Here is a 25,766-nt window from a genome sequence, read left to right on the forward strand (position 1 = left end):
ACAAGCTCTACTGACAGATAGCTTGGTTATGTTTTTTTCTTCAATAACGCGTTGCGTTGCTTTTTTGTGATACGTACTCCGAAATCTTTATCAAGTACATCGACTATCGTTTCAAAGAATTGTGCTTTTATCTTGGTATCTTCTAGCTCTTTTTCGAGGGCTTTGATTTTTTGCTCAGGTGTTAAGTCATTGGGTTTAGACATAAGGGGAAGCTCATTCATATGATTGGGTGTACCTTTACTCCAATCTAGTTGACCATACCGGCGAAGCCAAGTTAAAACGGTTGAAGCCCCTTGTATTCCATAGTGGTTTTGAGCTTGTTTGTAAGTACATTCGCCTTTTTCTACTTTATCAACGACGGATAATTTAAAGGCAAGTGAATAATCTTTTTGTGTACGCTTAGTTATTGGTTTCATTATCTTCTTCAAATTGAAGTTGGAAAAGTGTCAACCTTATTCAGGACGGGTCATAGTTAATAAAAAAGCCAGCTTAAAGCTGGCTTTTTTTATGGCTAAAACAAAGTTGCAGCGATAATCGAGCGAAAGCTTGATACAAATCAAGGTGTAGTCGGGAGAATAGATAATACTTACTCTAAGCAAATAAGTGCGCAGTTTGCACTAAGAGTGAGAGATAAAATGTGGAATGAAAAGAGTAGGGTAGATGGCAACATCTGCTTTGATACCCGTATTGGTCAGCTGAATGAAAAACAACTGATTGAGAAATACAACCTTAATGGTCCTAGGTACACTTCTTATCCAACAGCCATAGAGCTAAAAGAGCAACCGTTAAACAAGCAAAGTGTAACGACTGCGATGGCTAAATCTGATAATGACGAGCTGTCGTTATACATCCATATCCCTTTCTGTAAGCAACTCTGTTACTACTGCGGTTGTCATAAATATCTAGCGAGAAATGAAAGCAAAGCGTTTGCTTATGTTGATTCTATTCTTGAAGAATTGGCAAGCTGGCAAGCAAGTTGTAATGAGCACTATAAAGTCAGTCAGATTCATTTTGGTGGTGGTACACCGACATTTGTGGACAACTCAACCATAAGTAAAATTGTAGGAAAAATCAGTGCAGATTACAGCGTAACTGAAAACGCAGAAATTAGTATAGAGTTTGACCCGCGTACTTGTGATGCTAAACGCTTAGCCGAATTGATTGAAATGGGCTTTAACCGTTTTAGTTTTGGTATCCAAGACTTCAATCCAGAGACACAAATAGCGATTAATCGTCAGCAAGATATCAAGATGATCGAGCCTTTGGTCAAGGTATTGAAGGACAAAGCTATTCCATTTAACTTTGACCTTATCTACGGGCTTCCCTATCAAACACAGAGCCGTTTTAACGATACGGTTAATCAAGTGCTTAGATTAAGGCCTAATAGGCTCTCTGTGTTTAATTACGCGCATATGCCGCATTTATTTGCAGAGCAAAGAAGGATAGATGAGGCCGCTTTACCTAGTGCAACTGAAAAATTGGCAATACAACTCAATACAATGAAGCAGCTGACGGACGATGGTTATGTATATCTTGGTATTGATCACTACGCTTTACCAGATGACTCACTCGCACAAGAGCAGAAGAAACAACAGCTTCATAGAAACTTTCAAGGTTACACAACAAAAGGTCATTGCGATTTATTGGGTATAGGTTTGTCGTCAATATCGCAAATTGGTCAGCTGATGTTCCAAAATGAAAAAGAACTTAGCGGTTACCAGCACAAGGTATCAAATGATGGAGTCGCCATCACTAAGCACTTATACAAGTCATTGTCAGACCAGGCAAGATGGTATGTGATCAAAAATTTGATCTGTAACTTTGAGCTTAATATCACTCCATACGAGACTAAATTTGGTCACCTATTCAATGAAGAATACAAAAATGAAATAGCGAAATTACAGACTTATCAACGTGATGGCCTAGTAAAAATTAGCAATGAATCAATCAAAATTACCGATTTAGGACGACTATTTGCTCGTTTGATTTGCAAAGAATTTGATCAATATTTACAAGATAAGATGATCAGTAAGCAGTTCTCAAAGGCTATTTAAAGGAACTAAAAAGGATGTTTGGGAGAGATTAGGCATGAGAAAAAATCAAACCATCACACAGCAAGAACACCAATTAAAAGATGATAGCGAGCTGGTATCGACAACAGATTTAAGAGGTGTGATCACCTATGCCAACGAAGCATTTATTGAAATAAGCGGTTATACAAAAGAAGAACTGATTGGTAAAAATCACAATTTAGTAAGACATCCAGATATGCCAAAGGCGGCATTTAAGGATATGTGGGATAACTTAGCATTGGGAAATTCATGGCGTGGTGTAGTGAAGAACCGATCAAAAGACGGTGGCTTTTATTGGGTTGATGCCTACGTGACACCAATTACCGAACAAGGTAAAAAAGTTGGATATCAATCTGTTCGGGTAAAGCCAACTGAACGAATGAAGCAAGATGCTACTGATTTATACCAAGCTATAAACGATGGCAAAACGAATAAGCTGGCAGAGTTAGATAATCAGAAAAAAAGAGCACTAGCGAGTTTAATCTCAATTACAGCAGTTACCATAGCAGGAATAGATGCAGGTGGTTTAGCAGCTTTAATTACGGCGATTAGTTTACTGCTACTGCTCGCTATCTTCAAAGATGAATTGATTGATACACCAAATAAGCTAAATGGTATCAAGCAAGATTTTGATTCAGTAAGTCGTTTGGTTTATGCCGGGAAGGGCAGTCGCTCTATCATAGATTTTCATTTAGGTTTAGCAAAAGCCAAAAATAGAACGGTACTGGATCGCTTTGTTGACCTGTGCGGTAATTTAAAAAATATTGGCGATGCACTGAATAGCTCGGTCAGTATTACCAAACAAGGTAGTGAACAGCAGAAATTCGAACTGACTCAAATTGCGACAGCGATGAATGAAATGAATTCAACCGCGGCTGAAATTGCCAGAAATACATCTGAGACTTCAGAGCAAGTTGAATTAACCTCACAGCATTGTGCCTCTGCTAAACAGTTGTTGGAGCAGAACTCTAAGGGTGTTGGATTGTTAGCAAAAGAAGTGGATGAAGCGAGTTGTTCTGCAACTGAATTAAAACAACAAGCTGAAGATGTATCCAATGTGATGGGTGAAATTCAAGGCATTGCTGAACAGACCAACTTATTGGCATTGAACGCAGCAATAGAAGCAGCAAGAGCAGGTGAGCATGGCCGAGGTTTTGCTGTGGTGGCAGATGAGGTAAGAGCCTTATCAACCCGTACCCAAAGTTCAGCGGAGTTAATTCAAAACAGTATTGGGTCAATGGTACATACTATTGAAAACTGGACCAAAGTAATGGAGCGCAATAAACAACAAGCTGATGACTGTGATGAAAGTTCACAAGCTTCTGCGCGTATGATTGAAGAAGTCAATCGGATGATGCAAACCATTACCGATTTATCAGTACAAATTGCAACTGCTGCTGAAGAGCAGGGAGCGGTATCTCAAGAGATAAATCGCAACGTGCAATCGATTAGTGAGCTGGCTGATGATGGCTTAGCCAACGCCAACCGATTACAAGGCAACTCGAAAGAGTTAACCGAGTCGATCGATTATATCAACAACGTTAGCCACGCATTTTCAGATAAATAAAAAAAGGGCTAGCTGATAATTAACTATCAGACCTAGCCCAACAACTAGCCTTACTAGCTTTAAAAACGGTAGGTGAAGTTATTCATTACAACGGCTTGATAATCATCATTGATGATTGGGCTATCGACAATTTCATCATCTAACTTTTTGTAGATAGCATAAGCTTTGTAATGCCAATTTTCTGTTAACGCGTATTTAATCCCAATTTCGGTAATATAGTTAACAGCGGAGTCTGCTGAGTATTCACCAAACTGTGCGACAGTTTCATCGGCTTCAATGCCATACCAATATTGGCTGGTATCTTCAGAGAGGTACTCAACGCCAGCTAATCCATATAAGGTTAAGTCTTCGGATAACATCCAGCTATGACCTACTTTCAACGAAGCTATTTCCCCGTTGCCGCTGTAATCTGTAACGATCTTGCCTTGAATAACCGATTGGCCAAACCGCACAGTAGCACGTAAACCTGCACCGGCATAAAAAGTGTCTCTGTCTTCGAGAAGCTCAAGACGTTCACGTTCATTAAGGTTATCTGAATCTTTTAAATCGTCGTAGTCATCATCTTCAGATAGCTCACCTCTTAAATTTGCACCGATAAGATCAACGGTGAATTGATCCTGATAATTAAACAACTGATAACCTAAATTAAGACCATCATCAGCTCCGTCTATCGCTTCAATAAAAAAGCCATGAGTCTGATAACGACCACCAATGATTAAAGCAAAAATTCCTTCTTCATCATCATCTTGTTCAACAAAATAATCAGCGGTTTCAATCCAACCAATACCGGCACCAGCTTCAAAATAGTTACCATTATCTAAACCATTTAATTGAAATTGATCTTGTAGTAAAAAGTGAATATCTTGCGCGGCAGCAGCTTGAGTAAATATCGAGGCAACGGCTAAACTGATGTATTTGAATTTTGATGGTAATGCTTTCATAACTAGCTCCCTAAGCTTTATTGACGGGAGTAATTAAAACGCAATTCACTCGATGACACTGTATCGCTATTTAACGCTGTGTAACCGTCTGTATCCTAGCGGGAGCTAAGGCGGTTGAGTTTGATGCAAAAGCTAAGAAAATTACTCGAAGCGCGCTAAGTAATCTTGGATTTCATTAATAAACTGAATGCCATAGCGCTCAAGCTTGGTTTGGCCAACACCCGATACGAGCAACATCTCTGCTTCATTTGTTGGCGCTAAGCTAGCCATATCAGCTAATGTTGCATCATTGAATACAATGTACGGTGGAATATCTTGTTGGTCGGCAATTTCTTTACGCAGTTTTTTCAAGCGGCTAAACAGACGTTTATCGTAGTTCGCAGGAATTTTAGATTTGCTCGATTTGGTTTTTTGCACGGGCTTAGCAATATTAATTCTAGGCTCGGCTAGCGTAAGTGTTTGCTCTGAGCGCAAAATGGGGCGAGCAGCTTCCGTTAGCTTCAGATGATTTGAATCCGTGATATCTTGTCTGAGTAAGCCTTTATGGACAAGTTGTTTTAAAACACTAATCCAATAGTCTGCGGCTTTTTCTTTGCCGATACCATGGACAGATAGCTGGTCGTGTTTTAAATCCCTTACCCTTGCTGTATTGGCACCACGCAGTACATCAATAATGTAATTAAAGCCTGCGTTTTGCCCAGTACGATAAACCGTAGAAAGCGCCTTTTGGGCCACCTCTGTACCATCAAATGATTTCGGTGGGTCTAGGCAAATATCACAGTTGCCACAATTGCTATGGGTCGGTTCACCAAAATAGTTAAGCAGCACTTGGCGTCGACATGTTTCAGATTCAGCCAACGCAGTCATCGCTTCAAATTTTTGTTCTTCTATTACTTTGCGATCGAGGTTTTCTGTTTGCTCGATAAACCATCTAATGGTGTCACCATCGGCATAGTCGTATAACATCAAAGCTTCTGATTCTAGACCATCACGACCAGCGCGGCCCGTTTCTTGGTAGAAGTTTTCTATTGAGCGAGGGATATCATAGTGAATGACAAAACGCACATCAGGCTTATTGATACCCATACCAAAGGCGACGGTTGCGACGATAATATCGATATCATCTCTGAGCCAAGCCGTTTGATTTTTTTGTCTCTGTGATAATTCTAAACCTGCGTGATAACAGGCTACACGATATTGATGTCTTGCTAGATATTCAGATACTTCTTCCGTTTTCTTTCGTGTCGAGCAATAAATAATACCAGCTTCACTTTCGTGCTCTTTTAAGAAGCGTTCAATTTGTTGTAATGGCTTAAATTTCTCTTGCTGAGTATAACGAATATTCGGTCGATCAAAGCTGCCTATGTACTCGAAGGCTTGGCCAATATTAAGTTGGTTTTTGACATCCTGCCGAGTAGCGTGATCAGCCGTTGCCGTAAGCGCCATAATTGGGCTATTAGGCATGTTTAATTTAAGTTGCCCAAGTTGTGTATATTCTGGTCTGAAGTCATGACCCCATTGAGAAATACAATGTGCTTCATCAATGGCAAACATCGCGGGTGGGCAAGTTTGCATAAAATCAATAAAGCGCGGTGTCAGTAATTTTTCAGGTGCGATATACAAGAGCTTTGTTTGACCTTGGTACAAACTGCTCATCACTTGTTGTTGCTGTTGATAGTCTTGGGTCGAATTCAAAAACGCAGCATTGACCCCTTGCGCTGCTAGTTGTTCAACTTGGTCTTGCATCAGAGCAATCAGTGGGCTGATGACAATTGTGTAGCCAGGCAAAATTAATGCAGGAATTTGATAACACAGAGACTTACCACTACCTGTAGGCATCACAACAACCGTGTCTTGGCCGGCTAAAATTGAATCAATAACAGACGCCTGGCCCGGACGAAATTCGTGATAACCAAATGTTTGTGAAAGTACTTGTTGAGGCGTAAGTGACTCGGCTTGAATTGCGGCTGTTGTTTGCAAGGGAATACTAGTCTTGGTATTTGTTTGGCTATTTTAGAGAAATAAGTAGAGAAGTTGAAGAATAAAAACCAATGAATAATTATTCAAAAAAATGATCTTTTTATTCTTTGTGTAAGCTGTTGATTTTTAAGGGCTTAATAATTGTATGTAAACTAATTATTACGAAGTAACTTGCTGTTTATGCACTGATTATGCTGCTTTGTTTGCGATGAAGGGCTAACAAGTTTAATAATGAATTAAGCATTCAGATCACATAAGTATTCAAAACAAAATGAATCAATCAAGCAAGGTAGGCATTTTAGCTGCAGTATCCGCCTATGGGCTTTGGGGTATTGCCCCTATTTATTTTAAGTTTTTGCATGAACTGGCTCCAACAGAGATCCTACTTCATCGTATTATTTGGTCTTTTGTGCTGCTGCTAGGTTTGGTGTTTATCTTAAAACGCCATGGCAGAATGATCTCCGTTCTCAAAGATAAGAAAAAACTGTCAGCAATGCTGGTTGCTTCAGCGCTACTGTCAGTTAACTGGTTGTTGTTTATCTGGGCAATTGCAAACGATAAACTGCTCGATGCTTCTTTGGGTTATTACATCAATCCACTCGTTAATGTAATGCTGGCGATGGTCTTTCTCGGTGAACGGCTTCGCGGCTTACAAATTTTTGCTGTCGTTATCGCTTGTGTCGCGGTATTGACTGAGATTATTCACTTTGGCCAATTACCTTGGTTAGCCATTGCCTTAGCCGCCACCTTTGGTTTTTATGGCTTAGTTAAAAAGCGTTTACAGCTCGATGCTATCTCAAGCTTGTGTCTCGAATCCGGTTTAATGGTTCCGGTCGCTTTGGTCTATCTTATTTTCATTGATTCAACATCTTGGACTCACTTTTTTGAACTGAGTTGGGATGTGGAAATGCTGATTTTAGGCTTAGGTATCGTCACAACAGTGCCGTTACTTTGCTTTAATGCGGCAGCAAAACGCATTAGTTTGATCAGTTTAGGTATGATTCAGTACTTAGGGCCAACACTGATGTTTGGTCTGGCGGTAGCGCTTTATAATGAGCCATTTGAAGCGAACAAAATGATGACGTTTGGCTTAATTTGGTTAGCGCTAGGGGTATTCAGTTATGATGCCTTTCTCAATTACAAGAAGATTAAGATGCAGCGCGCCATTGATAACGCACTCAACCAACAAACGTCCTAATACAATACACGGTCGTATTACGCTTCGAACAGCGTATTACGACCCGCTTCTTTTGCCTTGTAGAGCGCTTGATCTGCCTGTGTAAGCGCTTTTGCTAGTGTTTGTCCTTGCTCTAACATGACTAAGCCGATACTGGTTGTGACTTGGAGTTGTTTTTCTGGCAATTCAAATTTAAAACTTTCTAAGTGATGACGGAAAAACTCCATTCGTCCAGCTGCTTCAGCTTGTTCGCAACTGGCGATAAATACACAAAATTCTTCTCCGCCTAAGCGGGTAACGAGAATGTTGGGTTCAGGGAAGTGCTGTCTAAGTCGGTGTGCCATCTCTCTGAGGACGGTATCACCTGCATCATGACCATAGGTATCATTCACTTGTTTGAAGTGATCTAAGTCCATTAGCGCAACGGCACAGGCTTGATTAATACTAAACGCACGATCAATCATGCCAGCTGATTTTTCAAAAAATGCACGGCGGTTTAGTAGATCCGTCAAGAAATCGTGCTCAGCTGCATGACGAGCGGTGGCGATGTTCTCTATTGCTTCAACATTGCGAAATACGCGAGTGTAGAACTCTTCTTGGCTGAAAGGTTTGATAAGAAAGTCATTGGCACCATTTTTTAAGAAGCGTGCTGACAGTGACACTGAGCTACTACCTGAAATACCAATGATAGCAAGTCGCTCATATTCATAGGTTTGGCGAGCTTCACTGGTCAAATCAATACCGCTCATTACTGGCATTTCGTGGTCGGTAATGATGAGTTTAATATCATCGTACTGGCCTAATAACTCAAGTGCTTGTTGGCCGTTTTCAGCTTCGGCAATTAAGAAGTTTTGGCGTTTGAGTAAGGTTTTTACATAGTTACGAGATGATTTAGAGTCATCGACAACCAAAATCCGAATTTCGCGATTTTCTCTTAGACGAACCAATAAACGCTGCACGTAATCGAACGATTGTGCTGTTTCTTTGGGAATATAATCAATGACTTGCTTGCTTAGAATACGCTCTCGAATGGTTTCATCCAAATTGCCTGTTAAAACAAATGTTTGAATGTCCTGGCTGACAACAAAGTCGATGGCTTCGCCATTTGGGGCATCGGGTAAGTTGTAATCTACACAAGCACAAGCGAAGTTGTGTGACTGTTCTAAGATGGCTTCTGCTTCTTTTAGTGATGATGCAACATATGGGGCGTATCCTGCTCGATGAGCAACAACTGTGATGATTTTGGTTATAAATTCACTGTCATCTATGACTAAAATTTTATCCATGTTATTGCTCTAAATCACTCATCACTTGGTTACGGCCTGCTTGTTTTGCTTGATACAATAGTTCGTCTGATCGGGTTATACCAGCGTGGATTTCATCAAATGTATTACAAAGTCCAACGCTTATTGTGTAATCGATTACATCATCATCGTGTTTAATCGAGCGCTCTGCTAGGTCCTGTCGGAAATAATCAAGTGCTTCGTATGCTTCTGTACTAGTGAAATCTTTCATTAAGATACAAAATTCTTCACCGCCGAATCGAGCCAATAAGCATTCAGAAAATTTTGTTTTTAACTGTTCGGCAATATCTCTGATCACAGCATCTCCAGCATCATGACCATAACCGTCATTTATGCTCTTAAAATGGTCGATATCTATCATAGCTATCGGCGACATTGGATTTTGTTTTAGCACTTGCTCGGCATGATCAAAAAAGTAACGACGGTTGAATAACCCGGTAAGGTAATCGGTATTTGCCGCCAACTTTATACGTGTAACTTGTTCTAAATGTTCAATATTTTGAACGATTCGACAATAGAACTCTTCGTGACAGAAAGGTTTTTTCAAAAAATCGTTGGCGCCACTTTTGATAAAGCGAGCAGATAGTGATTCTGTGTTAGCGCCAGATAAGCCGATAACAGCTACTTTATCTTTATTAAAGTTTTTGCGCATTTCAGAGACAAAACGAATACCGCCCATTTCTGGCATTTCATGGTCGGTTATCACTAATTTGATGTCAGTGTGACGATTCATTTGCTCAAGCCCTTCTAAGCCGTTTTGGGCTTCAATGACTTGGAAATTATGGCGAGCTAACAAATTTGTTAAATATGCGCGAGCAGAGCGAGAGTCGTCTACAACCATCACTTTGGTTTGTTTATTGATTCTGAGACGTTTAAGTAATTTCTCTAGATAATATAGAGCTTGAGTGGTTTCTTTTGGAATGTAATCAACCACAGGTCGGCTAAGTATGCTATCTCGAATCTCGTCATTCATATAGCCCGTTAAAACAATACTCGGAATATCTTTACTGAGCACATAGTCTATGGCCTCACCTTGAGGTGCATCGGGTAAGTTGTAATCGATAGACGCGATAGCGTATTGGTTCTGAGCGAGAAGAATTTTGGTTTCTTCAAGCGATTGCGCAGAATCGACATCATAGCCAGCCCTTTTTCCCACATGGTTTATAAGCTTGAGAATAGGGACGCTATCTTCGATGACGAGTAATTTTTCAGCCATATAACTGCTTGTTCCGTTACATTCTATTTAACTATCTAGGTTAAGTGATCTTAGTATATGAATAACTAGAACAAATCGCCTACTGAAAATTTGTAACAACTCGGCTCAAAGAACCATAATTGCTGAATTATCAATAGATTAAAACAAGCGGAAAAGTTCTGTCTAGATTAAAAAGTTATAATTTGGCAAATAATGGTTTTTTAGCAAACAGCATTTAGGAATAAATGAAAGCCGAACAAAAAGAGATTCTGTTCGGCTTATCAGAAGAGTTTATAAAGGTTTAAGTTTGGCGTAGGCGACCACTAACCATTTAGTGCCGACATCATCAAAGTTGATTTGGACACGAGATTGCGCGCCTGAGCCTTCGTAGTGCAAAACGGTTCCTTCACCAAACTTAGCGTGTTCAACTCGCTGACCTAAATACAGACCGGTTTCTTCAAAAGCAGATTCTATTTTGGCTGAGCTAAATCGGCTTTCACTGCTAGGAGCAGGTTTAGAGACCTTACTTTGCAAGCGAATTTCTTCAATACACTCGACAGGTAATTCGCGAATAAAGCGGCTTGGAGAATGGTAATTTTCTCGTCCGTAAATACGGCGTGATTCGGCATAAGTTAAGTAGAGTTTTTGCATCGCACGTGTCATGCCCACATAGCAAAGGCGACGCTCTTCTTCCATTCGTCCAGATTCTTCACTGGATAACTGGCTTGGAAACATGCCTTCTTCAACACCGGCAATAAATACTGTTTCAAATTCTAAACCTTTAGCCGAGTGCATTGTCATCATTTGTACAGCATCTTGATGGCTCTCTGCTTGGTTATCTCCAGATTCTAATGCAGCGTGAGATAAAAAGGCGCTCAGTTCAGACATGGTCTCGTCTTCACTGGCTTCGCTACCTTCAAAACTGCGACAAGCACTGACTAGTTCTGCCAAGTTCTCTATTCGGGCTTGTGCTTTTTCGCCTTTCTCTGCCTGATACATCATTTGCAAACCAGACTGCTTGATAACAGTTTCAGCCTTCATGGCCAGTGACACTTCACTGATGTTGTCATCAATAGTTTGGATCAACTCAACAAAGTTGCGAACGGTTGTTGCTCCTCTGCCTTTTAATTGAGCCTGCTCCAACATGGCTGTGGCGCTTTGCCATAATGGCATTTGGTTCGCGCGAGAAAATATCCGTATTTGCGATAATGTTTTATCGCCTATACCACGCGCGGGTGTATTGATAATACGCTCGAACGCGGCATCATCTTGGCGATTATTGATTAACCTAAGGTAAGCAAGTGCATCTTTAATTTCTTGGCGCTCATAGAAACGCAAGCCACCGTATATTTTATAGGGGATTTGACTTGAGATAAGCGCTTCTTCTAATACACGAGATTGCGCATTAGAACGATATAATATCGCAATTTCAGATAATTTTTGTTTGCTAGCATGGGTCGCAATACGGCCGACAATGAATCGTGCTTCATCTAATTCATTAAATGCAGCATAAAGACCAATAGGCTCGCCTTCTACGGCGTCAGTCCAAAGTTCTTTACCTAGTCGTCCTGCATTATGAGCAATAAGTTTGTTAGATGCTTTTAGAATGGTTTTTGTCGAACGATAATTTTGCTCTAAGCGAATCGTTTGTGAATTAGGGAAATCATCCAAAAACTTCTGGATGTTCTCAACTTTTGCACCACGCCAGCCATAAATAGATTGGTCGTCATCGCCGACAATCATCATATTATTATCGCCACCCGCTAAAATGCGCAGCCAAGCGTATTGAATGCTGTTGGTATCTTGGAATTCGTCGACCAAAATTTGGCTAAATCGACCTTGATAGTGCTTTAAAAGGTGAGGGTGATTAAGCCAAAGTTCGTGAGCGCGGATCAATAATTCCGCAAAGTCGACTAATCCGGCACGGTCACAAGTGTCTTGGTAGTTCTGGTAAATGCTTAGCCACGTTTTCTCAATGGGGTCGTTGTAAACCTCAATGTGCTTGGGTCGCAGGCCCTCGTCTTTTTTACCATTGATGTACCACATGGCTTGTTTTGCAGGCCATTTTTTATCATCTAGCTCCATGGCTTTGATAATGCGTTTGAGTAACCTGAGTTGGTCATCCGAGTCGAGGATCTGGAAACCTTCAGGTAGTTTTGCATCTTGGTAATGCAGTCTTAATAGCCGATGTGCTAAACCGTGGAAAGTACCGATCCACATATTTTGCACAGACATATTGAGTAACTCTTCAATACGGCCACGCATTTCTTTAGCGGCTTTATTAGTAAAGGTAACGGCTAAAATGGAATAGGGCGAAACGCGTTCTACCTGCATTAACCAGGCAATTCTATGGACAAGTACGCGTGTTTTACCACTGCCTGCACCTGCTAGTACCAACAAATCGCTAGGAGGTGCACTGACCGCAGCGCGTTGTTTTTCATTTAAAGAATCAATCAGAGATGAAACGTCCATAGAGCCTTAAATATTGCAGTTGATGTGGGGGCGGATCTTGGCACTAAACCTGTGTCTTGTCCATTAAATACTGTATAAAAACTGTATGCGAAAGAGTGTATCGCTAATTGCGATTATTTCTTTTTTGCTCTTGGGTGAGCTGAATCATAAATTTTAGATAAATGGGTAAAGTCTAAGTGGGTATAAACTTGTGTCGTGGATAGGTTTTCATGGCCGAGTAGCTCTTGTACCGCTCTTAAATCTTGGCTGCCCTCCAGCATATGCGTAGCAAATGAATGTCTGAGTTTATGCGGATGCACGTGGCTTGCAACACCTGCTTTGAGCCCCCAGTCTTTTAAACGCTGACGTAAATAACGAGCTGATATACGCGTTCCACGTTGCGTGATAAAGAGTGCATCGACTGCGTCTGATTGAATCTTAACTCCATTATCGCGTATTGCGATGTATCCGTTGAGTGCTTGGACTGCCTTTGTACCAATAGGGACGATACGGGTTTTACTGCCTTTACCTGTGACTCTGACTAATTTTTCAGTCAAGTCACAATCTTGTATGTTGAGTTCAACTAACTCGGTTACACGTAATCCCGCGCTATACATTAGTTCAAATATAGATTTATCGCGTTTTGATATATCTGTGTTGGCATCGTGATCGAGCAATTGATTGACTTCATCAACATCTAAATTCTTTGGCAAAGGTTTCGCTTGTTTAGGTGCGGACACCGCCTTAGCGGGATTGTGTGTTAATAGTTGGAGTTTGACGAGAAATTGGCAAAAAGCTCTTAAGCTGGATAAACGCAAGTTGATTGAGCGCGTTGATAAGTTTTGCTTTCTCGCTTCAGATAATTGATTGCGAACAAAGTCAGTATCTATTTCACTTATATGCTCAATCGGACAGGTTTCAAATATTGCGATTAACTGCCTTTGATAGCTTGATAATGTATTGTCAGCTAAACGACGCTCATATTTAAGGTACTGATAAAAGTCCGTCAGATAAGCGTCGAGTGCTTTAGTCATATCTATTCAGCAGGGGTAAAATCGAACAATATTCGATTGATCAATTTAACCATTGGTTCGAGAAAAACGGTGTCCATCTCTGGTTGGAAGTGGCTGTCATCACTACTGCCAAAAGCTAAAATTCCCAAGTCTTTCTGGTCACCCAAACGGACAAGGGCAACTGAGTGAATGTCTTTTTCTGGGTCGAAAAATAACTCAAGCTCAGATTGTGGCAAGCGGCCAAAGTAATACGTGTCCCGCGATAGACGCTTCTCCAATACATCTAAAAACCGACTTCTTGGCTGAACAAGCTTTGCGGTATTGCTATCGTCATTTGCGATAAATAAAGTGAGTTTGACCGCATCAAGTTGTATTTGATCAATTAACACATCGTTCAATACATAGAGTAGTTGTTTGCTATCTGGGCATTCCAACAAGGCCATGTACAAATTGACAAAGGCCTTGTAGATACGTTCATTTTGCGATGCGGTTTGAATCAATTTTTGGATATTCTGCTCTAGCTGAATATTTTTGTTACGCAGAATTTCTTGTTGTCGCTCCAATAACGAGACAGAACCTCGCTCGTTATGTGGCAACTTTATCTTTGCCAGTGTATCTGGATGCTTATCAAAAAAGTCAGGGTTTTCTTGCAAAAAGTGCACTAAATCTTCTGCAGATAAATCGATTAACTCTGCTTGTTCTGTCATATGTTGATTTGCCCATCAAATACATGTGTTGCCGATCCGGTCATCATTACAGGTTGACCTTCACCTTCCCAGCTGATCACAAGATCACCACCAGGTAAACTGACAGTTACCTTGTTGTCGAGCTTGCCTTGTAAAATACCAACGACAACGGCTGCACAAGCACCCGTACCACACGCAAGTGTTTCACCTGCGCCGCGTTCAAATACGCGTAAGCGCACTTTTTCCCGATTTTGAACTTGCATGAAGCCAATATTTGCTTTGTTGGGGAAGCGTTCGTGACTCTCTAACAGTGGACCAAGCTCTTCCACATCAGCTGTATCGACATTATCGACTGTTAATACACAATGCGGATTGCCCATTGAAGCCACACCACACAAGATGTTGTGCTCACCCGCTTTAAGGATATAAGTTTTTTCTTGTTTATTAGCAGTAAAAGGCACGTCTTGAGGTGCTAAAATCGGCACGCCCATGTCTACGGTGACTTGACCGTCGCGCTCAACATTTAAAACAATATTTCCTTTAGTGGTACTGACCTTAATTTCGTTTTTGTTCGTTAAGCCTTTCAAACGAACAAAACGCGCAAAACAACGCGCGCCGTTACCACATTGTTCCACTTCACTGCCGTCGCTGTTGTAGATGCGATAATGGAAATCTTGCTCTGGCGCATAGGGAGGTTCAACAATTAAAAGCTGATCAAAGCCAACACCAAAGTTGCGATCCGCTAGCTTGGTGACTTGTTCCGGAGATAAAAAAACGTTTTGTGTAACATTATCCAATACCATGAAGTCGTTACCCAAACCGTGCATTTTTGAAAAGTTAAACTGCATTGCAGGAAAGTCTTCCTAAATCGAGAAGAGAATAAGGCTAGTGTAACGTGTTAGCTTTAGCTTGTGTATTAGCAAAAGTGAAATATTTTATCAGCCTGATATTAAGACGGTTTATCATGGTTTTTGCTAGTGCGGGCTTTGTAAATTTAGGTTAATCTAAGCGATAGATTCAAATATCCCAAGTCTAAAAAACATCGCAAAATAGCGATGAAATGGTTAATAATTTTTTATGTTGCGTATTGCTGTTTTTATAACGATTATTTTTGCTTTGTGTTCGAAAGAACTCAAAGCAGATATCTTATCAGCAACGCTGGATTATCACTCTGGGCGATATCAAGCCGCATTTAACGAATTTAATCGACTCGCTGTTCTGGGTAACACTGACGCCATTTACAATTTAGGGGTAATGCATTTACATGGCCAAGGGGTTAAGCAAGACTTACCCAAAGCTTATGCTTGGTTCTCCATTGCTGTTGAATTTGGTTTGACAGAAGCGAGGGCAAGTCTTGATAAAGTGCGAGAAAATTACCACACTCCGTCAGATCTCGATAAGGCTTACAAACAGTTAAGTCGCAGTTTTAACTATGAAATGTACAGCGAGCAGCTTAAGCCTATTTTTCGGCAAGAGCGATTTGTAGCTCAGGAACACACTCCGCCGCGTAGAACCTTAACTGTCACACCTAAATATCCTGAACAAGCATATAAAAAGGGTATAGAAGGTTGGGTTTGGCTCGAATTTGATATTGATGTAAGCGGAACGGTTAAAAATATCAGTATTTTAGATTCCTATCCAAGTAAGCTATTTACTCGTCCTATTTTAAATGCCGTCAGCCGTTGGAAATACGAGCCCTACAAGCTTAATGATAAACCAAAAGAGTACCCACAGCGTTCGGTCATTTTTCATTTCACGACGGTAAAAGGTAAGCGTTATAAACAAAGCTTTTTCCGTCAGCAAAGACAGTATCAGAATAAGATTAATGAGCTCATTGAAGGCGCAGAGCAAGGTAATGCGGTTATTCAATACTATGTCTCGAACTGGCTAATGGCAGATGAGTACAATGCAACCCAGTTGTTAAGAGCCCATTGGCCAGATAAAGGTGCCAGTTTTGATTTGTTGCTTGAATCTTCAATGAACAACTTTCCTAATGCGCAATATCAACTGGGCGCAAATCTGTTGCGCGGAGAATATGCTAAGCGCGATCGTCGCAAAGGATTAAACTGGATCTTGCATGCTGCCCAAGGTGGTTTTGCACCTGCTCAATACCGTTTAGGTAAAGAGCTACTAAAAGAAAATGATCTCGAGTACGACAAGAAAAAAGCGGAAACTTGGCTGCAAACCGCAGCTGAGCAAGGCCACTTTAGAGCGCTAAAAGATATTTCTGCCTTGTTGTTTGAAGATTTACTGCAAGAAAGCCGTTTCCTTCATTATTTAGATTTGGCGAAGGAGATTGACGATGACCATCCTGAGTTGCTGTTGCTCGAGAGCAAATATATGGTCAGAAAAAATGATCGCAAGCGGGCAAAACGCTTGGCTAAAGATGCTATTGATGAGGCTGAATATCGCGAGTGGAACCCTCAGCCTTATGAAGCGTATCTAGGCACTCTTTAATCTTCAGATAACTTTCGCTGTAAGAAAATATCGGTTTCTAACCCTTCAACATGTGAATAAGCAACATGCTTACCGTCTTTTGACGCTGTGATATTGAGTACAATATTTAAATCATGCTCGTGATTACCTAAATCAGCAATATAAGTGTTTTCACCATTTTCATATTGGTATAAATACAGGCTCAATTGATGGCCAAATTTAATCACGTAATAAATACCGATATCAGTTACGGCAGGGCGATATAGCTGCAACGACGGTGCTAGTAAATCTTGGATATCTAGTGGGACTTCGCTTTCAATTAAATAGGCTTTGATTTGTTTTTCGTAATTGGAGTGCCCTGGGTTGATTTGGTCGATATCCGCCAATGCTTTGGGTTCTGATGCAATCAGTTGGGCACTGGCTAACTCTAAATCGTATTGCCATTGCTGCCATTCTTGATCAACAAAACGGCTATATAAGATTTGTTTACCATCTTGTGACCAACTGACTTGATCGAGTTTGTCTTTGCCCTTGATAACCGGCAGCATTCGCTTGCTGAAAATGTTCACTAAATAGACACTGTGTTGGCCATCGCCTAATAGCAAGTTCTCGTTATTAGGTGACCAGAGAATGTAGCTAGGTTTAATACCGGAAGGCAGGTTTACTAATAAACTGGCGGCTTCTTTTCTTTGGTGTTTAAGCCATAACTCTATTTGACTTTTCCCATCTAAACGACGGCGTTGAAAGGAGATAAATGCTGTTTGTGTCGCATCAGCCGATAACGTTGGCAAGATATCAAAGCGGGCAGAGGACGACATTTTTTGTTTTTTAACGATACCTTGCTCACCAAAGTCACTCAGTGTCAGTTGGTACCAATTTACTTTGGCAATACCTTCGGCATAGGCAAGCTGGCCTGTTTTTTTGTTTAAATCTAAATCGGGTATAAAACCCAAAGGTAAGTGAATGGTCTGGCTTAAGCCGTTTAAGCTCATTAGCCTTAAACTCTCATTTCCCAGCCAATAACTGGATTCATCATACCAGCTTAAACCGCGGTAGTTATTGAGCTGTGTTTCTAATACATGGGTTTTGTTGGTTGCAAAATTGACCAGCTTTAACGCCTGCTGATTGTTTTCTTGTTCAACAACCAGCATTTGTTTCCCAGATGGGCTGATATCCATTAAATCAGGCGAGTAGGGTAAAGGCTCTGACAGTAGCTGCTTAGGCAAACCTTGGGTTGATAAACTGATGCGATACAAGATTTTCTTTTCGTGTTCAGCTGACCATTGAACCTTGTAAAAGGTTTGTTGGCTTGGCCAATGCATCTTTTGTTGCTCGAAGCCAGGTGTACAGTCGGTCAAATGAAAGTCAGGGCTTAAGCGCCAAGTTTCAATTGGATTGGCTACAGACATCACGCGGATATCGCAGCGCAGTGGATCGTGTCTGACATAAGCTAGCCAGCGACCATCAGGTGACCAAGTTGCAGCTTCTTCGCTATAACCCGAACGACGTACAGTGTGGATTGATTGGTTTTCAATATCGTAAACGACTAAATCCATCTGTCGTCGATCGCGCGCTGTTTGGCTAAAAGCTAAATAGCGGCCATCCGGCGAATATTTTAATAAGGTTTCAGCACCAGGGACTGATGTTAAGCGAGATTCGTACTGGTAGGCATTGCTTAACGGCTGCTGGTTAAATTGGTTCTCAATGATGATAAACGCAAATATGGTCGCTATTATGCCGCCAATTGCGCTGAAAGTGGCCGTTTGTGCTCGACTTAATTTATCAAAAATATCGAATTTAGCCAGACCGCGTTTTTCTGGTTCTGGGTAATAAACGGATGCGACCAGTTGGTAACCGACCTTAGGAATGGTTTTGATAAATATACTATTTTGGCTGTTGTCACCTAAGAGTTTTCGCAGTTGAGTTACGGCTTGATTGACGGAGTTATCACTGACGATCGTATCGGGCCAGACCAGTTCAAGAATGCGCTTGCGACTGACAGATTGACCTTGATATTGAATCAATACTTTTAATAGGTTGAGCTGCCTCGCTTCAACATGATGGGTGACATTCTGGTTTTCTATGGTTAAAGCGGAAAAATCAACCCATAAATTATTGAGTTTTACTCTGTCTGGGTTTGTTTTTTCCATTAAAAAACTGAATGCAAAAGTTGGTACAGGATAGTTGGCATTCTAAGCTACTGGGCAATTGCGCGCAAACGGAAAAAGTGAGTAATGCTAAGGGCTTAACGGTGCTGTCATCATGTGACGAATTGTTGTATATTCGAACAAACAATAACAGTAGCGCAGGCTTGATTTTTTCAGCCGCTATTTGAGACCTTCGCGGAAATATTCAAGATTTATGTTCAAACCTTCTTATCTTTATTTCTCAATGTTAATGGCAGGCCTTTCAGGTCAAAGCATTGCGGCGATAACACAAGAAGATAAAGCACAGGCTGATAGTAAGTCTGTCGACGCTGAGATTGAATCTAAAAAAAGCACGCCTTTTGAATCCATTCAAATTCGAGGTATTCGAGGCAGTTTAGCGAATTCACTTAATGCCAAACGCTTTAGCAATAGCATCGTTGATGCCGTTACGGCTGAAGATATTGGCCAATTTCCTGATAAAAATGTCGCTGAGTCACTGCAAAGAATAACCGGGGTTTCACTCACCCGAGCCTTTGGTGAAGGAGAGCGAATCAGTATTCGCGGTACTGCACCTAATCAAAACTTAACGTCTGTGAATGGCCAAGCTATTGCTTCTGCTGATTGGTGGATCTCATCTCGCCCTAACCGAGGCTTCAACTACACGTTATTACCATCTGAAATTGTTTCTTCATTAGAAATACACAAATCACCTGAAGCTGACCACGATGAGGGCTCTTTAGGTGGTTCGGTTAATATCAAAACGCGCAAACCGCTAGAAACGCAGGACGACAAATTTGTCGCAATTGGGTTGCTGCAATACAGTGATAATTCTGGTGAAACAGACCCACAACTCTCGCTGTTACACAATTGGCGTTCAGATTCTGATGAATTAGGTATTCTTTGGTCGTTAACTCGGCATGAACGCAATTTAAGACGCGATGGTATAGAGTCATGGGGCTGGCGAGAACAAGACTTTGCAATCGGCCAACAAGGGCAGTTACAACCCAGTAGTCGAAAGTTCGCAGATTATCACGATATTTGGACCCCAACTGGCGGCGGTTCGGCTATTTTCCAACAAGAAAGTATAAGAAGTAGTGCTACAGCGAGTATACAGTGGCAACCCAATGAAAACTGGAACCTATTGGGTAACTTTCTCTATTCGCAATTAAGTGCCGATAACACCAACCAAAACTTTCTCTGGCAACCCACTTGGGTTGTCAATGGTGGTGGCAGCATTACAGATTTTGACATCATAGATAACACCTTGGCTTATGCTAAATTTAGCCAAGTAGAAGATGATGCTAGCTTTCCATTTAGTACTGGCATGGAGTCTATCTGGCGCGAATCGGAAATCGATACCTCTAGTGTCCACCTAGTCGCTGAGCAATTAGCCGGCTTTTGGCAAAATAGTTACCAGTTTGGCTTTACTAAAGGCGGCGGTGGCACCAGCCAAGACAATACCGCGCAGTGGTCGGCTAATACCGCTTATAGCTACGATACGCGTCAAACGGAAAACATCCGCACTTACTATCAAGCTGACCCGAATGATGCGAGTTTATGGCAATTATCGGATATTCGAAATGACAGCTTCGACACCGATGACAGTGAAGTTTATCTGCAAGCTGATTTTGAAAAATCGGTTGAGAAAAACCTTATAGACTCCTTTAAATTTGGCGCCAAATACAAAGATCACAATCGCAGCTTTGTTCGATATCGCTCCAGAAATGGCGGTTATGACGGCCTCGCCGCAGAGCTTAATTGGTCGCTTGCTGATTTTGAAACCGCCATGCCGAGTGATTTTTTGGCGGGCATCGGCGATCAAAATACCCTAAAACAATACGCTTATGCTGATATTGGTCGTTTAGCGCCAGCTCATGATGAGCTGACCTTTATCCGCACTGAAGAGCGCGAAAGTACCTTCGATATTACTGAAAAGAGTTTTGCTTTGTATGGCAAGATCAATCTTGAAAGTACAGCGTTCAAGGGGAATGTTGGCCTCAGGGTCGTGCACACTCGCCAAGACTCTGCCGCTTGGGCACAAACCGATACCGATGAAACAGGTCAGCCAATCTATCAATGGCAAAATCATCAACAAAGTTATACGGATTTCTTGCCTAGTTTGAACTTTAGCTTTGATATTACCGAAGATTTAGTGCTCAGAACGGCTGCTTCACGCGTGATGGCAAGACCTGAATACAGCCAGCTTATGGCATCAACCAATTATAACCTCACTCAAATGCAAGGCAGTGGTGGTAACCCTGATTTAGAGCCTTATCGCGCATTTTTATTTGATGCCGGGCTTGAGTGGTATTTTGATGAAGCTGCGTTGTTATCGGCGACCGTGTTTACTCAAGAAATTGATTCTTTTATCTCGTTTATTCGAAATATTGAAGTGTATGAAGATGTACCTATGGTTATCGATAGGCCGACTAATGGCCATGGTGGACAAATTCAAGGTATGGAGTTTAGCTATCAGCAAGAGTTGATATACGGTTTAGGTATTATTGCTAACTATACCTATGTTGATGGTAAGCGCGATGGGGATATTAATGTTCCTGATGACCGCGTTGCTATTCCTGGCCATTCTCGTCACACCATGAATATTTCGGGTTACTATGAAAATGAATGGTTTAGCGGCCGTCTGTCATACAATTATCGAACTGAATATGACACGGGTATTGGTGAACAGGTAACAGATAAAATAGGTCAGTTAGATGCGAGTTTGCGATTTGAAGTAACAGAGCAGCTATCTGTTATTTTCGATGGCATTAATTTGACCGATGAGATTATTTATAATTACGAGCGCAATAAATACGCGCCAATCGGCATTTATAAAAACGGTCGTCGATTATTTGCAGGCGTTAGATTCGAGCTCTAGAGAGTAATCAACCCTGCATGTATTACAGGGTTGATTAATCGTATTAAGCCGTTTTGATTCGCGCTAAATTGTGTACGCGTTGCTGTGATAATAATGCGGCATAAGTCGGCATTAGGTAGCCCAGCTTCTTCATTTCTAATAAAGTTTCATCAGCCAAGTCATTAAGTGCCTGCTCGTTGATGACATACAAACCATTCAGACTGTATTGTTCACCTGAGATGTTCATATTCAATGTTTGCGGCGCAATTAATTGCTTCTCTGCTAAGTACTGAACATAGCCTTGAGTGATTTGGTTTTGTTCTACAGAGCTAATGACTTGTTCAGCCATTTTCTTACACCACTGTGTTTGCTCGCCATTTTCATCAAATAAGGCTTCACCTTCAGTTTCACTGATAAGTGGTGAATCTTGGTGCAAGCATAAAATAGCTTGGCCTTCTTCTTTGCCCTTAGCCACGACTAAAGGGTAGTTTCTCAGTACTTGCGGGATGTAAGTACCTTTCCATTGTTCACCTACTAAAACATTTTCACCTGGCTTTAAGCCAACAAGTGACATCGCCATAAAGCGGCCAGTTTCGCTATCTTTGATAAAGACAATAGGCGTATCTTGCGACGCTGGTGCAAACTCATGTACGACGATTGGGATCAGATGTTGACCTTGGCTATGAGCAAAGCCCGGGTCTTGTTTAATTTTTGTATTAGCATGTGCTTGGGCGTTAATAGGACTTACTTTGGCCATTGGGCTCTCCAGTTTTTATTCTTATATTTTCTGAAAACTATATTGTTTTAGCTTATTGAGCAAGTCCCTATTGCTCGGTAATTGCTTTTGAAGTTGCTCTGTGAGTTTGGCTGCACGCTGAAAGTAATACTGAGCTTGCATGGTTTTATTGTATCGAGCGCGATTGTGATCCAGTGCTTGGCTAAACTCCATCCCGTGTAAAACATACTGATAGCTATCTAACGGAAAGGGTTCATAAACATTGTCAAAATCATATTGTGAAATAGGGTGATGTTGCCAATGTGCTATTGCATTAAGCAAGGTCTCAGGTACAGTCTCAGGCTTTTTATTGTCTAACCAAAATGCCTCTTGGCGCTTTGATAGGTAGTAATGCAGCTTGATAAAATCGATGCTCTTTTGCCATCTAAACAAAAATGAGCGATTAAATTTATCGGCAACATGCGCCATTGCTGATTTTTGTCGAGGGAATAACTCAGCCAACATATTGCCAGAAGCTTCAATAAGGAAAATGGCTGAAGCTTCAAGTGGCTCAATAAAACCTGCTGATAAACCAATAGCCACACAGTTTTTGTGCCAGAATTTCTCTCTGTAGCCACAGTTCATTTTTATCAAACGTGACGATAAATGATCGGTATTTGCACCTAAATAACGTCTAAGTGTCGCTTCGGCTTCATCATGGCTTTGGTGAGCTGAAGAGTAAACATAACCTGTACCACGGCGATTTTGTAAACCTATATCCCAAGTCCAGCCCGCTTGGTGGGCAGTGGAGATAGTACAGCTGGCAATGGGTTCATTTTCATCTTGGTAAGGAACTTGAATGGTCACTGCATGGTCAGTTAGCAATTTATCTTGGATATTGTTAAAACCAATCCCAAGCGTTTCACCTAACAATAAGCACTTAAAGCCGGTGCAATCGACAAAGAAGTCAGCAAAAAGCTCGCCAGCTGAATCTGTTTCAACTGAAGCAATATCTCCTGACTGATCTTGTTTTACTGCTGTGATATTGGCGCTTAAATGTTTAACACCGAGCTGGTTGCACGCGTGACTTTTTAATAACTCAGCAAATTTAGCTGCATCAAGGTGATAGGCATAGTTTTGTGCACCTTGATATTCAGCTAATGTTAAATCTTTAGGTGCGAGTTTATCTCGGCACAGTGCGCCTTGAGCACTGATGCTGTCGGCAAAGTTTTTTTGCTGTTCAGATAAACTCCAATAAGGTGACAAATTAAAATCACTGGCTTCAACAACAGAGCTAAACAAGTGCAGGTAGTCATTGTCTTTGCCATTTTCGGGTGCCTGCTTCCAGTTGACAAACTGTGTACCTTGCTTAAACGATGCATTGCAATGGCGAACGAATTCACTCTCACTGATACCCAGCTCAGCCAGTGTTTTACGCATTGTCGGCCACGTTCCTTCGCCGACACCTACGGTTGGAATATCCGGCGATTCAATGAGCGTTACTTGAACTGCAGTTGGATCTTGGCTGTTTAGTTGTTTTGCTAGCTTAGCTGCGGTTAGCCAGCCTGCGGTGCCACCACCTACAATCAGAACTTGATTAATATTTGCTTGGTTCATTGCAACCACCTTACACAGGGCTAAAGCCAAACTCGTAAACTTTTTTCAGTAAGTCGCGTTGGCTGGGTAATTCTCTTGTTAATTTGGCAGACAACTTTTCGATGTCACTAAACATGCGCGTGGCCATTTTTTCATGCGGGAAGGCACTGGCATTAGCACTCAAGTCTGTTTGGAAATGCATGCCGTATAAAACATACAAGTAACTATCTAAGTTGAAAGGTTCCCAAGCAAAATCAAAATCGTACTTGGTAGGTGGATGGGTTTTCCAGTGTTCTAAGCGCCACAGTAAATTCTCTGGGATTGATTTAGCATCACAGTTATCAATCCAATACTGGCTGTCGCGCCTTTGCGAAATGCAGTAATGCAGCTTTATAAATTCAATAGTGCGTTCCATTCGCATCTTAAAGTTATTGTTAAACTTGCGTTCAACATAGGCCAAATTATCAAAATTGCGCGGGAACTGATCGGCAATCATGTTCGCTGCGGCGTCGTATAAATAAATCGCTGATGCTTCCAACGGTTCAACAAAGCCGGCAGACATACCGATAGCTACACAGTTCTTGTGCCAAAATTTATCGCGATAGCCCAAACGCATGTTAATTTTTCGCGCTGCTAAGCCTTCTGCTTCTGGGCCAATATACTCTCGTAATAGTGCCTCAGCTCTGTCGTCACTGGTATATTTACTGCTGTAAACATGGCCAACGCCGCGACGATTGAATAAGTTGATATCCCAAATCCAGCCCGCTTCTTGAGCGGTGACCAAGGTATGGCTAGAAATAGGGCGTTCAGGATCTTGATAAGGGACCTGCATAGCCACAGCGGTATCATTAAAGATCACATCGTTAATATTGCGCCAGCCAATATCCATGGCTTGCTCTATGATAATGGCTTTACCACCACTGCAATCGACAAAAAAGTCAGCTGTGATCTTAGGATACTCCGCATTCGCGGTTTCCACTGATTCGACATAACCTGAGCTATCTAAATTGACTTTATTCACATCAGCTTTGATGTGTTTAACACCGAGCTTTTGTGTGCAGTGACGCATTAAGAAATCAGCAAACTTATTGGCATTGAGGTGATATGAATACTCTTGAACAGCGGCAAACGCCGGTGTGGTAATTTTTTTTGGAGCTAAGCCCGACTGACAAACATGTGCCTGCGTTGCGACTGCTAAGTCATATCTTTGTTGTCTTTTATCTTTATCCAATAACCAATAGCTGGCTAAGTTAAATTCATAAGAAGAATGAAAAACGGTATTGAGTGGGTGGTAATAACCATCTGATTTTCCTGACTCAGGTGTTTTAGCAAAATTAATAAATTCAGCGCCTTGCTTAAACGTAGCATCGCATTCGCGCATAAATTCACTTTCATCGATACCGACTTTTTTTAATGTTGCTCTTAAATTTGGCCAGGTGCCTTCACCGACTCCTAAAATAGGTACGTTGGGCGACTCGACTAATGTGATATTAATTCCTTGTTGACCGCTTAATTGTTTGGCTAAAACCGCTGCACTTAACCAGCCGGCAGTCCCCCCGCCGACGATCAATACATCATTAATTGCTCGAGTCATATATCACCACTATTGTTTTTATATCGGTTTTATTT

17 protein-coding genes and 1 pseudogene are annotated in these 25,766 nt (G+C 41.4%); 5 read left to right on the plus strand and 13 right to left on the minus strand.

All coding sequences use genetic code 11. The features are described 5' to 3' along the window. Positions 1 to 29: 29 nt before the first annotated feature. Positions 30 to 416: pseudogene (locus HR060_RS07565) on the minus strand (helix-turn-helix domain-containing protein); the annotation flags it as partial. Positions 417 to 635: 219 nt separating this feature from the next. Here HR060_RS07565 and hemN point away from each other — a divergent pair. Both hemN and HR060_RS07575 read left to right on the plus strand, forming a co-directional pair. After that, positions 636 to 2,054, plus strand: a complete 1,419-nt coding sequence (gene hemN / locus HR060_RS07570) for an oxygen-independent coproporphyrinogen III oxidase (protein WP_174199693.1) — start codon at positions 636 to 638, stop codon at positions 2,052 to 2,054. Between the two features lie 34 nt (positions 2,055 to 2,088). After that, positions 2,089 to 3,639: a methyl-accepting chemotaxis protein gene (locus HR060_RS07575; RefSeq protein ID WP_174199694.1), complete on the plus strand. Its 1,551-nt coding sequence runs from the start codon at positions 2,089 to 2,091 to the stop codon at positions 3,637 to 3,639. Positions 3,640 to 3,698: 59 nt separating this feature from the next. Here HR060_RS07575 and HR060_RS07580 read toward each other — a convergent pair whose 3' ends face one another. Continuing rightward, a complete protein-coding gene (locus tag HR060_RS07580) occupies positions 3,699 to 4,580 on the minus strand; it encodes a MipA/OmpV family protein (RefSeq protein ID WP_174199695.1) in 882 nt (293 codons plus the stop codon). Between the two features lie 141 nt (positions 4,581 to 4,721). Next, positions 4,722 to 6,560 (minus strand): DNA helicase RecQ, encoded by a 1,839-nt coding sequence (recQ, locus tag HR060_RS07585; RefSeq protein WP_174199696.1) that lies wholly within the window; start codon positions 6,558 to 6,560, stop codon positions 4,722 to 4,724. Positions 6,561 to 6,831: 271 nt separating this feature from the next. Between recQ and rarD the strand changes: the two genes are divergently transcribed. After that, positions 6,832 to 7,758: an EamA family transporter RarD gene (rarD, locus tag HR060_RS07590; RefSeq protein ID WP_174199697.1), complete on the plus strand. Its 927-nt coding sequence runs from the start codon at positions 6,832 to 6,834 to the stop codon at positions 7,756 to 7,758. A gap of 17 nt (positions 7,759 to 7,775) precedes the next feature. Here the strand turns inward: rarD and HR060_RS07595 are convergent, their stop codons facing one another. The 6 genes from HR060_RS07595 to dapF all read right to left on the minus strand — a co-directional run bounded on the left by HR060_RS07595 (position 7,776) and on the right by dapF (position 15,234). Next, positions 7,776 to 9,023, minus strand: a complete 1,248-nt coding sequence (locus tag HR060_RS07595; RefSeq protein ID WP_174199698.1) for a GGDEF domain-containing response regulator — start codon at positions 9,021 to 9,023, stop codon at positions 7,776 to 7,778. A gap of 1 nt (position 9,024) precedes the next feature. After that, on the minus strand, positions 9,025 to 10,257 hold the full coding sequence (locus HR060_RS07600; protein ID WP_174199699.1) for a diguanylate cyclase: 1,233 nt from the start codon (positions 10,255 to 10,257) through the stop codon (positions 9,025 to 9,027). Between the two features lie 270 nt (positions 10,258 to 10,527). Beyond that, the gene (uvrD, locus tag HR060_RS07605) at positions 10,528 to 12,708 is read right to left on the minus strand and encodes a DNA helicase II (RefSeq protein WP_174199700.1); all 2,181 of its coding nucleotides are present in this window, start codon (positions 12,706 to 12,708) and stop codon (positions 10,528 to 10,530) included. A 113-nt stretch (positions 12,709 to 12,821) separates the two neighbouring features. Then, positions 12,822 to 13,721 (minus strand): tyrosine recombinase XerC, encoded by a 900-nt coding sequence (gene xerC, locus HR060_RS07610; protein WP_174199701.1) that lies wholly within the window; start codon positions 13,719 to 13,721, stop codon positions 12,822 to 12,824. A 2-nt stretch (positions 13,722 to 13,723) separates the two neighbouring features. Further along, complete coding sequence (locus tag HR060_RS07615) at positions 13,724 to 14,407, minus strand: DUF484 family protein (protein WP_174199702.1); 684 nt, start codon at positions 14,405 to 14,407, stop codon at positions 13,724 to 13,726. Beyond that, the gene (gene dapF / locus HR060_RS07620) at positions 14,404 to 15,234 is read right to left on the minus strand and encodes a diaminopimelate epimerase (RefSeq protein ID WP_174199703.1); all 831 of its coding nucleotides are present in this window, start codon (positions 15,232 to 15,234) and stop codon (positions 14,404 to 14,406) included. The genes HR060_RS07615 and dapF overlap by 4 nt, the downstream gene beginning before the upstream one ends. A 229-nt stretch (positions 15,235 to 15,463) precedes the next feature. Here dapF and HR060_RS07625 point away from each other — a divergent pair, with 229 nt between their 5' ends. Then, a complete protein-coding gene (locus tag HR060_RS07625) occupies positions 15,464 to 16,843 on the plus strand; it encodes a TonB family protein (protein ID WP_174199704.1) in 1,380 nt (459 codons plus the stop codon). Here the strand turns inward: HR060_RS07625 and HR060_RS07630 are convergent. Beyond that, a complete protein-coding gene (locus HR060_RS07630) occupies positions 16,840 to 18,972 on the minus strand; it encodes a winged helix-turn-helix domain-containing protein (protein WP_174199705.1) in 2,133 nt (710 codons plus the stop codon). The genes HR060_RS07625 and HR060_RS07630 overlap by 4 nt on opposite strands. Before the next feature lie 211 nt (positions 18,973 to 19,183). On the opposite strand from HR060_RS07630, the gene HR060_RS07635 reads away from it, so the two are divergent. Then, positions 19,184 to 21,847: a TonB-dependent receptor gene (locus HR060_RS07635; RefSeq protein ID WP_174199706.1), complete on the plus strand. Its 2,664-nt coding sequence runs from the start codon at positions 19,184 to 19,186 to the stop codon at positions 21,845 to 21,847. Positions 21,848 to 21,890: 43 nt separating this feature from the next. Here HR060_RS07635 and HR060_RS07640 read toward each other — a convergent pair whose 3' ends face one another. Genes HR060_RS07640 through HR060_RS07650 form a run of 3 tightly spaced genes read right to left on the minus strand, consistent with a single transcriptional unit; the run spans position 21,891 to position 25,731 of the window. Then, on the minus strand, positions 21,891 to 22,583 hold the full coding sequence (locus HR060_RS07640; RefSeq protein WP_174199707.1) for a SapC family protein: 693 nt from the start codon (positions 22,581 to 22,583) through the stop codon (positions 21,891 to 21,893). A 21-nt stretch (positions 22,584 to 22,604) separates the two neighbouring features. Next, positions 22,605 to 24,158, minus strand: a complete 1,554-nt coding sequence (locus tag HR060_RS07645; RefSeq protein ID WP_174199708.1) for a tryptophan halogenase family protein — start codon at positions 24,156 to 24,158, stop codon at positions 22,605 to 22,607. 10 nt (positions 24,159 to 24,168) lie between these two features. Further along, positions 24,169 to 25,731: a tryptophan halogenase family protein gene (locus HR060_RS07650; RefSeq protein ID WP_174199709.1), complete on the minus strand. Its 1,563-nt coding sequence runs from the start codon at positions 25,729 to 25,731 to the stop codon at positions 24,169 to 24,171. Positions 25,732 to 25,766 lie beyond the last annotated feature (35 nt).

It is taken from the genome of Marinifaba aquimaris, assembly GCF_013328345.1.
Lineage (GTDB): Bacteria > Pseudomonadota > Gammaproteobacteria > Enterobacterales > Alteromonadaceae > Marinifaba > Marinifaba aquimaris.